Genomic DNA, 11,078 nt, shown 5'->3' on the forward strand with positions numbered 1-11,078 from the left:
TCTTCGTGTCTTCGTGCCTTCGTGGCTAAAATCAACCCACTACAGGATTCTCCCGATTCCAATAAAAGTAAAACGGCACACCTGTTGCGATCAACAACAAGCCCAAGCCTGCCATGACGGGCTGATCCCAGATCGTGTTCACGACCAACACGGCACTGAATACAGTAAAGACAATCGGCACGACGGGATACAACGGTACCTTAAACGGACGTGGGTGATTCGGCATTTTCCGGCGAAGGGTAATCACGCCCCATGCCCCGGCTCCGTAGAAAATGAAGGCCGCAAAAATCAGCATGTCGGTGAGCATGTCAAACGAGCCCGAAAGACAAAGTACTGAGGCCCAGACGCCTTGGATCAGCAAGGATTTGTAAGGCGTATGAAACTTGGGATGCACTTCGTTGATGCCTTTGAAGAAGAGCCCGTCATTGGCCATCGCGTAGTACACGCGCGGGGCCGCGAGGACGGAAGTATTGGTCGCATTGAAGGTCGAACAGAGAATCAGCAGCGACAAAAACATCGCCCCTGCCCCACCGAGGAACCATTTCAGGATTTCGACGGCGGCGATGACGTTTTGTTGGGCTGCGAGACCGGCAATCTTTTCGATGGGCGCGGTAAACAGGTAGGCGGCTTGTACCAAAATGTACACCGCCGTCACGATGACCGTGCCCCAAAGCAAGCCGCGCGGGAGATTTTTGGCGCCATCCTTGACTTCGCCTCCGACATAGCCAATCGAAATCCAACCTTCGTAGGCCCAGAAAGCAGCCAGCATCGCCGCAAAAAATGCCCCAAACAGCCCGATCGGCGGCACATCCGATTTCTCATGGACCGCCAATTCTGCTGGGCTCAAGTCCTTGTGGTCGCCCTCCGTATGCAAGGTTTCGGGGCCCATCATCATCCCCGTGGCGGTGTCTTGCATGTGGATGGCATTGTAATAATGCGTCCCTTCCGGCACGTGGGTCAGGTTCTTGAAACTTCCCCCGCTGAATCCGAAGCACATGACGATGATCGAAACAATACTCACCACGATGGTGGTGGCAAGTACCGAACTCACAATCTTGCCCATTTTGATCCCTCGGATGTTGATCATCACCAAAATCCAGATCAGGCCGATGGTAATGAACTTGACCGTGAGATTGCTGAAGGGTTGGAAGCCCTCCAAGCCCCATGTCGCCAATCCGGTTGGAAGGCTATCGCTCAAATTGGGCAACTTCAAAAAGCTGTTGAGCGACTCGGCGAATACAAATCCGACGGAGGCGATGGTCGCACTTTGCACGACGGAAAAGGTGGTCCAGCCATAGATATAGGCAAAAAATCTGCCGAAAATATGCTTGAAATAAACGTATTGGCCACCGGCCTCCGGAAACATGGAGGCGACTTCCGCATTGGCCAGGCTCCCCAACAAGGTGATCAATCCGGCGGCAGCCCAACAGGCGATGACCAGCCCCGGCGAACCGAGGGACAGGGACATGCCGGAAATTTTCTTGAACACGCCCGATCCGATCATCGAACTGATGACCAACAGGGCAACGCCCCACATCGTGATGGACCGCTCCAATCCGGGTCCGGAAGTCTTAGAAATTGCCATTGCTTCGATTTAGAATGGGAAGATAGGAGGAATAATGGGGAATGGAAAATTGAGAATTGAGAATTGAGAAATCGCGCAAGCAAATGAGAATCGAAGATCGGCGAAGCCAAATGAGAAATGGAAAAGGAACGTTCATACGGACAGCGCAAGCTAATGGTCTGCCCGCGCGCCAATGAACGGCAAATTGCCAACCTATTATGCGGCTCCTCCGCCGGTGCATCCTTCGAGCGCTAGAAGTGACTGCTTGCGTACTTTGCACTGGAAAATGAATTTCGCATGATCCGGGAGCCGTAGGCGAATGGTTTTCGGGCTTCTGTAAATGGCATTGGGAGGAATTCCGATTGCGTTTGGCGCGGAAGGATTCTCGACGAGGGAATTTTCAGCATCTGAATCAATGGAAAATTAGCCACTGAAGCCCACGCTTCTTCCAGAATTTGTTAGCTTGGGCCCTATGGAAAAGAATCAACCGGCCTTACTCGACCTGATCACCCGCTACAAGCAACATTTGCGAGAACACGGCTTGATGGACGAGCTCTACAAATGGGATTTGATCGGCAAATTCAAAGGGCGGCCGGACGTAGAAGCAACTGATTTTGGGCAGGAAGTGCGTTCCGTAGATTTCAAAAATCTGCCGTATGGCGTGGCTCTAGCTGTTTTGAGGCATTTGTCAAAGGAAGAACCCGAGCGCTTACGGTCCTGTATCCAAGGATTATTCGATGAAAACCGCCCCCTTTCCGAGCGAATTCGTGCCTACGATCAAGCCACCTTTGCGCTATACGGTGAAATCAAAACCGATGAAAAGAAGGGCCATCATCAGGACGAGCGGATGGCCGGATTGTTGCTCGCCTTTCACAATCCCGACAAGTATCCGATTTACAAAGCGTCCTTCTACGACAAGTTTTGCACGCTGCTCGGCGTCGCGCCCAAAGGAAAAGGCGAGAAATACGCCCATTACCTAGCCCTACTTCAGGATTTCATTTCCCTTTACATTGAATCCGACCAAGAATTGCTGGATTTGATGGCCGAATTGGTACCTCCAACGGCCTATCAGGATCCAAATCATCTTTTGTTGGCGCAGAATATCTTGTATGTGATGTTGGATCAGGAGGATGCGGAGGAAGATGGGATCCAAGGACTTGATCGAGAGATTATTCGGCGGTTTCAGTCAATTGGGGATGAATTTTCTATCGCAACGTTTTTTCGCTTTTTGGGCACCTTATTAACGCAACTGCAGTTGGATGCCAGCAACGAGAAATTGGCCATTGCGATGCGAAAGCAAGACAAAGGCAGTATCTCAGTCAGTCTCAATGGGAGGCTGGTTTTAGTCATCTACGCAGGAAAGAAGATCGGCTTGATGATCGATCAGGCAAATAAGGCGGAAGTATCTGCGGTTGTTACAATCTTGCATACCGAGCCATTTGCAGGCGCTGGTACTTCGGCGGTGTTCCAAACGATCTCAATTGACGATCGACTTGCGACGAATCTTCCGGAATTGGAGAATATTTGGATCGAAGGATGCCGTGAATATGCACCACAACAGGAAAAGTCACAATACCGCATCCATCACAACCAAACGCTTTTTGAAATCGCCACCCATTCCAGTCTTTTGGAGGCCTACCTGAGAGCAGCTTTTGGAAAATCGAATACTGAAATAGATTCTACGGTCAGAAAAATGAACACCAATTCCCCCGTCAACCAAATCCTCTACGGCCCGCCCGGCACCGGAAAAACCTACAACACCATCAACAAAGCCTTGGAAATCTTGGGGATAGCCTACGATCCAAAAAATCGAACAGAGATGAAACGTATCTTTGAGAAGCATGTCGCAGAAGAGCGAATTGCCTTTACCACGTTCCATCAAAGCATGAGCTATGAGGATTTTGTGGAGGGGATAAAGCCAATGAAACCAAGCCCAGATGGAGGGAATGTTGGTTACGAGATAATGCCGGGAATCCTAAAAAGAATTGGCTTCCAAGGTTCAGTGACAAGGAGTTGGAAAATGTTTCTCAATCGATCTAAAACCCATTAAGACTTTTGATGATTGGCCATTCAAAGGTTTATTGATCGATTGATGGAATAGAATCCGAAACCAACGCATACGTTTCCGGCAAAGTTTCCAAGAGTCGGGTTGGTTAGTGTCAAAGGTGAGGACATCATTACAAAGGCAAACAGCGAATTCCAAAGCGCAAGTGAAGAAGACAAGCTTCGCCGTATTTATGAAACGTTCGAAAATGCTGAATCTGTGACGAGAATTTCACAATTACGAAGTGAAGTTGGAAATGATATCGGCTGGACTACAAACTACTATGCCGTTTTTGCAGCGATCAAAGAATTTGAAAAGACAATCACTTCATCGAACCTGCCGACAAAGACGATCGACAATTCAAATTTCATCCTCATCATCGACGAAATCAACCGTGGCAACGTCTCGCAAATCTTTGGCGAACTCATCACGCTGATCGAGGACGACAAGCGCGCCGGTCGACCTGAAGCCCTTTCCGTCACCCTCCCCTACTCCAAGGAGTCCTTCACCGTGCCACCCAATCTTTACATCATCGGCACAATGAATACCGCAGACCGCAGCGTCGAAGCCCTCGACACCGCGCTCCGACGCCGCTTTGAATTTGTCGAAATGCCCCCTCGGCTTGATCTCGTGGACCAATCGCTCACCGATGCCACCGACATTTCGCCGCGTGACATCCTCTATACCATCAACCTGCGCATCGAAAAGCTGCTCGACCGCGACCATCAAATCGGCCACGCGTACTTCATGGGTCTCAGAGACCTCTCAGCGCTCAAAAATGCCTTCCAGCACAAGCTGATGCCGCTTTTGCAGGAATATTTCTTTGGCGATTATTCCAAAATCGGCCTTGTTTTGGGCAGCGGCTTCGTCAAAATAGCCCATCCCGAAATCAAAAAAGCCGATGATTTTTTTGCCGACTTCACCAAAACCGGCTACGAAAGCGATTTGATGGAAAAACAAGTTTGGCACCTCGTCCATATCGGCGAGATGTCCGAGGAAGATTTCCTGTCAGCCATTCAAACCATGAAGGTCAAGTCTTGCCAGCTATGACTGCATCCTTCTTTGAATACCAACGTTTCAGTCCCGCCCCCGCAGACATCCGAGAGGCGCTGGAAAGGCATTATGGGGAGCAGGGTGTTCCATATTATTCCCTAATTTCCAGAGGCGTCCAATTCAATCAATTCGTCGGCATCCTTCAAATCGGCAGTTTTACGATCGAAGTTCTGCCGAAAATCGATCGCGTCACAGGCGACCAAGATTGGCGGAAGGTGCTGATCGATATGCTGCGCAAAGTCGAAGGACTCGACCTCAAAACCACCGAAAACGCCGACCTCCGACTCAAACCCAACAGCATTCTCGACCTTTACATGGAGCTTTTTGTGACCGAAGTGGCCTATTTGATGCACAACGGCCTCACAAAGTCCTACCGCAAAACCGAAGGCAATCGCACTGCTCTCAAAGGCAGGCTTGTTTTCGCGCAGCAAATCCAACAAAATCTTGTGCACGCGGAGCGCTTTTACGTGCGCCATACGACCTACGACCGCGAAAACGCTTTTAATTGCATCTTGTACAAGACCTTGCGCCTGCTCGCGCGCATTTGCACCCACCCCAACCTTCGCGGGCGCATCACGCAACTGCTCCTCGATTTCCCCGAATTGCCGGATATCGCCGTCAGCGAGGCTGTTTTTCAACGCCTGCCTTGGTCACGCAAAACCGAAGGCTACCGCAAGGCCATCGGCATCGCGCGGCTATTGTTGCTCAATTATCACCCAGACATTCGTGGTGGACAAGAAGACGTGCTCGCTTTGATGTTTGACATGAACCAACTCTGGGAACGTTACATTTTGATGGTCCTGAGGCGTTCGGCGCCAGCCGATTGGACGGTAGAAGGACAGAGCAGGGACCTGTTTTGGCATGCAGAGGGATTCCATGCGCACCTCAAGCCTGACATCGTGTTGCGCGGCCCTGCAGACCGGACAGTCGTTTTGGACACCAAATGGAAACTGCTCGATGGCAACCGACCTAGCGACCAGGATTTGCGGCAACTTTTTGCCTATCAACACCAATGGAAAGCCGCTGACGGCTATTTGGTCTATCCCGACCGCGAATTGAATTGCGTCCATGGCAAGTTCAACAACCCCTCCCACCATTGCCACATTCTCGGGGTAAATGTCCTTCAAGGGCAGCAGCTCAATCCGGATTTGGGACAGGCGATCTGGGCGGAGTTGCTGCAAACCTACGGCTGATTCTTGCTGAAATTCCCTCTTGTAATTGACACGAGGTGTCAAAACCCATCCGCAAATTGGGGTATGAATCAGAAAGACATCACGATTTGGTTTGGCGTTCGACGGAGGAAAATCCAGCCTCAATGCGAACTTCAAGGAGCTCAAAATCAAGATCATGCAGAGAGGCCGATTCGCACAGCCCAACAGTTGCAACGGCGGGCGAAGGCTTGGGCACGGATGTTCAAGGACGAATTGCCCGTTTTGATGGGGTGAATCCGCTTTTGGGTAATGAAAGCGTAATTGGAGCGGCGATGTCAAACTTCGCCAACGCCTGAAAATTCCGAGTGTGCATTAAACCATCCCGCCGTTGCAAAGTCTATCTTGCACGATGGCAGTTTCCAAAAATCCCTTTCCCGACGCCGCGCGCAAGCTGCAACACCTGTATTTGCGTGCCGGATTTGGTGAATCCCCGCAGTTTTTGAAGGAAAATGCCGACAAGCCACTCGAATGGCATGTTGAACGTTTGTTTTCGGATTCGAAGTCCTTTCAAGACCTTAAACTCCTCCCCGATCCGACAGCCGGACACGAACGGGAAGTCGGGAAATTTAAGATGGGCGTCATTTTTATGCGCTCCAAGAAGGAACTCAAGGAATTGAACCTGCATTGGCTGGACCGTATGGCCACCGCAAACGGTCAGTTGCGCGAAAAACTATGCCTGTTTTGGCACGACCATTTTGCAACGAATGTCCCGGTCGGCTACCTCATGCAGGTGCAAAACAATACGCTCCGCGCCCATGCGCTGGGGAAATTTGACCGGCTGTTGCACAACATCGCCAAGGATCCCGCGATGCTGATTTACCTCAACAATCAGCAAAACAAAAAGGGCCATCCCAACGAAAATTTCGCCCGCGAGGTGATGGAATTGTTCACTTTGGGAATCGGTAATTACACCGAAAACGATGTCAAGGAGGCTGCAAGGGCATTTACCGGATGGCAGGTGACAGCAACCGGAAAATACGAATTCAACGCGCGACAGCATGATTTTGGCAACAAAGCGGTGCTCGGTAAAACGGACGAATGGACCGGCGAAGACATCCTGGACATGCTCGCCACGCATCCACAAACAAGTCGGCACCTTGCCAAAAAGCTTTACGGTTGGTTTGTCAACGATCAGCCGCATCCCGAACGCATCCTTGAAATCGAAAAGAATCTCAAGGATTCCCAGCTTGATATTGGCTTGACGCTCAAGCAGCTATTTCTCAGCGAATGGTTTTATTCCCCGGAAAACATCGGCGCATTGGTCAAATCTCCGGTCGAATTGCTTGTACAATTCAAGCGCTTGCTGAAAATGGACTTGCGCCGCGAACAGTTGCTACTCAAAGCCCAAACGGCCCTCGGCCAAGTGCTTTTTTTTCCGCCCAACGTCGCAGGTTGGCCCAACGGTACGCAGTGGATCGACAGTTCGACCCTGTTGTTGCGCATGAAATTGCCATTGGTGCTCTTCGGGGCGGATGCGTTTGACATTGCTGTCAAAGGCGATTTGGAGGATGAAGGACCTGACATTTCGATGACAGAAATCCCCAAGCAATTCAAAGCGGAGTCGGATTGGAAGGAATTCCTGCACGCTTTTGCCGGCCTGAGCGAAAACGAATTGCTGCAAGCGATCGTGGATGCCTTGCTCGTATGCCCGCAGGTGCGCGTCGACCTCGACAATCTGCGCCAATACGGCGACAACAGCAGCCCAAATAGCTTGATTCAAAGCCTTGCCATTCGTGTGATGGCCCTACCCGAATTCCAACTCAAATGAAACGTAGAGAATTCCTTGAAAAATCGGCTTTGGCAAGCGCAATGCTGTTGTTGCCAAGGTTTCTGCGCAGCAGCGCGGACGTGCAATTCGGTAGCCATGCCCGTGGAAAAGTGCTCGTCGTGGTACAATTGGGCGGCGGAAATGATGGATTGAATACGGTTGTGCCCTGGCAAAACGATGTTTATTACAAGCTGCGGCCGGGAATTGCGCATTCCAAAGGCGAATGCCTGCGGCTCGACGACGACTTGGCGCTCGCACCCGGAATGGAAGGCCTCAAGGGGCTATTTGACAGCGGCAACTTGGCGATTGTCAATGGTGTAGGCTACCCCAATCCCATTCGCAGCCACTTTCGCAGCATGGACATCTGGCAAAGCGCAAGCCCTGCAGACCAATATTGGAACGATGGATGGATCGGCAGATTGCTCGATGCCAATTGTCCGGATTGCAAGCCCTACCAAGCCATTGAAGTCGACGAAGGGCTGAGCCTTGCGATGAAAGGCAAAACCATGAACGGCATTGCCCTCACGAATCCGCAGAGTTTTTACAGGAATGTACACGAACCGTTTTTCCATTCCGTTGCAAATCAGCCACAAACCGCTGTGCATGATCATCCGACATTGGAATATCTCCACAAAACATTGGTGGAGACAAGCCAAAGTGCAGACTACATTCACGCCCAAAGCAAGATTTACCAAAGCAAGGTGGAATATCCGCAGAATCCATTTGCGCAGCACGTGAAGCTGATTTCGGAGTTGATCATCAGCGGCAGCGAAACGCAGATTTACTATGTGAGTCTGACCGGATTTGACACGCATGCGGGCCAAAAAGCGAAGCAAGGCCGATTGCTCAAGCTCTACGCCGACACCATGGCTGCATTCTGTAGTGATTTGAAACAAAAGGGGCGGTTTCAGGACGTGACCGTGATGACCTTCAGCGAATTTGGCCGCAGGGTTGCCCAGAATGCCAGCAACGGAACGGATCATGGCACAGCGAGCAATGTTTTCCTGCTCGGCGGCGCCTTGAAAAAGCCCGGAATCTACAACCCATTACCCTCCTTGGAGGACCTGGACGAAGGTGATTTGAAGCATTCGATTGACTTCAGGCGGGTCTATGCCAGTTTGCTCCAAGATTGGCTCGGCGCCGATTCAACAAAGGTCTTGGAAGGGCGTTTCGAGACCTTGGGCGTGGTTTGAGGGTCAAAAAGGCGCTGTCTATCTGCTGTATTTGATGCCGAAAGTGTTGTATTTGCTTCCGAATTTTGGTAAAATTACTTCATGGGGACAACTGAAAAGCCTACCAAGGTGAGTCGCGCCGTGTTTTTGGACTACCTCGATTCGATAGAGGGCAAGGCCGAATACCTGAATGGCGAAATCTATGACATGGCAGGTGGGTCTATTCCCCATAGCCTAATTGAGGCAAATATCGCGGGAGCTTGGTAACGCTTTGGATGGCTCCCAATGAAATGTTTACAGCAATAGTCTCACGATACAGATCGAATCTGATGGCTCAATCGTATTTCCAGATGCTTCCGTAATTTGTGGGGAATTGGAGACGACACAAGATCGCAAAGACATCGCCACAAATCCGACCTTGATCGTGGAGGTATTGTCGCCCAGCAATATGAAATGGGATCGCGGCGGCAAGCTCCTCAAATATTGGACGATCCCCTCCTTGGTTGAATACGTGATCATCGAGCAAACGCATCCGCAAGTAGATGTTTACACCAAATCTCCAAATGGTGAATGGGTATTCAGCAGCTATCAGGATTTGGAAGATGTGGTTTCACTCAATTCCCTGGGGATCAAAATTCCGCTTTCAGGAATTTACCTCGGTGTTGAATTCGAATCATAATTGGATTTCTCACAAGCTGAGGTTTGTCAACGTTTGGTCGAATTCAATCCCAAGATTCCTCTCGGATCAGAGGCCTGACCGAAGCCAAACAGGCGACCCCAAAAAGGATCGCCTGTCTGAATTCAATTCTATGAGAATCAATAATTGCAGTGCACAACGGTGACGTTGCCTTCACAGTCAAAGTCCACGTAGCCGATCGCACCAAAGCGAATCAAATTGCAATCGACTTGCTGACAATTCACTTGCGGATAAAACGTAACGCGGGTGATGAAGCCGCTGACAAAACAGATGCCCACAGTAGAAACTTGAGCGTTCATTGGGCCATTGTAGCTCGTGCAACCTGAATTGAAAGCGCCGGTGGCGCGTCCGATCAGATGGTCGCCGCTGCCGTTTGCATTGCCATTGCCGTTGTTTTGTGCATTGGCCATTGTTGCGGAAACCAACAGGACCATCACAAACAGGCAGATTGAGAGAAAGTGCTTTTTCATAATTCCAAAACGTTTTTGTGGTGATTGAGACAGCAAAGCTACAATTCTTACATGAATAAACTAATCATTTATCAAGCCACCATCCAAGACGACCATCTATACTGAATGATAAAATCAATATATTTAGGAATTTACAACCATTGATTCGCCGAATTGCTGCAACTAAATCCATTCAGAAAGTAGCATTTCGAGAAACATTCTAACATATACAAATCACAAAAAAACCTCACTTTCCCGGTGCATTCCATTTCTGAACGCAATTCCTTTCAAGATTTCTCTCAAGATTTTTGAATAATTTGTCGCAACATTGCACCTTTTTGAAACTTTTGTCGTAACATTACGACATGGAAACAACACGCATCAAAAACTATTTCGCCTACGCACTTGTGCATCAGGCAAGTCCCAAATCCGAAGCTACCCAGAAGGAGTTTGGAATGGATGAATTCTGCAAAGCCCGCGAAGCCTATTTGCAACGACATGAAAACGACACGGCACTTCCCCGCAAAGGGCATTTCACCACCGGACTATTCCCCAACACGCAACTTTACCTCCTCCATCTCGATGCCGACCGCATTGAAACCGAACGCACGAAAATTATGAGCAACCGGCATCAGCCATTTCCCCTTGGCAGGATGGAACCCTTGGCCAAACAGCTCATTGCGCAACGTGCGGCAGGCATGGAATGGTTTGCCGAAAATGCGGATGAGCAACGCGTCTTTTTTGCCACGGAACCGGAAGCCATCACCTTTGCCAACGACCAATTTGCCCCCAAAGACCCGGAAGCCATCAGCGAAAAATGGCAGCTTTTCAATTTGGACCGCCACCTCGATTTCATGGAAGGTCAGAGCATCCAACATTTCCTTCAACATCGTTCGGCCCTCAGCACCAACCAATTGGAAATCTTGGCAGATTTGGGCCGCGGCACCCTTTCCAAAATCAAGAACGGTCAGCGTATCCTCAGCCGCAAGCAATACGGCCGCATCGTCAGGGTTTTGCAGCACTACGGTTATGTCGCCTGGGTGGACTTGCGGCAACTTGTGGAGGTGGAAGCGATTCGAAAATAGAAGCCATTGCTGGAGACAATTGGGTGGGAACTTAA

The 11,078-nt window shown here is 50.1% G+C and carries 11 protein-coding genes; 9 read left to right on the top strand and 2 right to left on the bottom strand.

Annotation, left to right across the window (positions count from 1 at the left end):
• Positions 1-31 precede the first annotated feature (31 nt).
• Entirely contained in the window at positions 32-1,585 is a 1,554-nt protein-coding gene (locus IPN95_21485; protein MBK9451939.1) for an amino acid permease, read from the bottom strand.
• Between the two features lie 451 nt (positions 1,586-2,036).
• Between IPN95_21485 and IPN95_21490 the strand changes: the two genes are divergently transcribed.
• The 8 genes from IPN95_21490 (at position 2,037) to IPN95_21525 (ending at position 9,491) form a co-directional block, all read left to right on the top strand.
• Positions 2,037-3,614 (top strand): hypothetical protein, encoded by a 1,578-nt coding sequence (locus IPN95_21490; protein MBK9451940.1) that lies wholly within the window; start codon positions 2,037-2,039, stop codon positions 3,612-3,614.
• 99 nt (positions 3,615-3,713) lie between these two features.
• Complete coding sequence (locus IPN95_21495) at positions 3,714-4,658, top strand: AAA family ATPase (protein ID MBK9451941.1); 945 nt, start codon at positions 3,714-3,716, stop codon at positions 4,656-4,658.
• Positions 4,655-5,854 carry a restriction endonuclease gene (locus IPN95_21500; GenBank protein MBK9451942.1) on the top strand — a complete coding sequence of 400 codons (1,200 nt, stop codon included), beginning with the start codon at positions 4,655-4,657 and terminating at the stop codon, positions 5,852-5,854. The genes IPN95_21495 and IPN95_21500 overlap by 4 nt, the downstream gene beginning before the upstream one ends.
• 63 nt (positions 5,855-5,917) lie before the next feature.
• Positions 5,918-6,106, top strand: a complete 189-nt coding sequence (locus IPN95_21505) for a hypothetical protein (GenBank protein MBK9451943.1) — start codon at positions 5,918-5,920, stop codon at positions 6,104-6,106.
• A 115-nt stretch (positions 6,107-6,221) separates the two neighbouring features.
• Entirely contained in the window at positions 6,222-7,640 is a 1,419-nt protein-coding gene (locus tag IPN95_21510) for a DUF1800 domain-containing protein (GenBank protein ID MBK9451944.1), read from the top strand.
• The gene (locus IPN95_21515) at positions 7,637-8,833 is read left to right on the top strand and encodes a DUF1501 domain-containing protein (GenBank protein MBK9451945.1); all 1,197 of its coding nucleotides are present in this window, start codon (positions 7,637-7,639) and stop codon (positions 8,831-8,833) included. The genes IPN95_21510 and IPN95_21515 overlap by 4 nt, the downstream gene beginning before the upstream one ends.
• Positions 8,834-8,914: 81 nt before the next feature.
• Positions 8,915-9,079: a hypothetical protein gene (locus tag IPN95_21520; GenBank protein ID MBK9451946.1), complete on the top strand. Its 165-nt coding sequence runs from the start codon at positions 8,915-8,917 to the stop codon at positions 9,077-9,079.
• A gap of 46 nt (positions 9,080-9,125) precedes the next feature.
• A complete protein-coding gene (locus tag IPN95_21525; GenBank protein MBK9451947.1) occupies positions 9,126-9,491 on the top strand; it encodes a Uma2 family endonuclease in 366 nt (121 codons plus the stop codon).
• 137 nt (positions 9,492-9,628) lie between these two features.
• Here the strand turns inward: IPN95_21525 and IPN95_21530 are convergent, their stop codons facing one another.
• Complete coding sequence (locus IPN95_21530; GenBank protein MBK9451948.1) at positions 9,629-9,979, bottom strand: hypothetical protein; 351 nt, start codon at positions 9,977-9,979, stop codon at positions 9,629-9,631.
• A gap of 344 nt (positions 9,980-10,323) precedes the next feature.
• Between IPN95_21530 and IPN95_21535 the strand changes: the two genes are divergently transcribed.
• Positions 10,324-11,043, top strand: coding sequence for a hypothetical protein (locus tag IPN95_21535; GenBank protein ID MBK9451949.1), 720 nt, complete (start codon positions 10,324-10,326; stop codon positions 11,041-11,043).
• Positions 11,044-11,078 lie beyond the last annotated feature (35 nt).

The organism is Bacteroidota bacterium, from assembly GCA_016718825.1.
Lineage (GTDB): Bacteria > Bacteroidota > Bacteroidia > J057 > JADKCL01 > JADKCL01.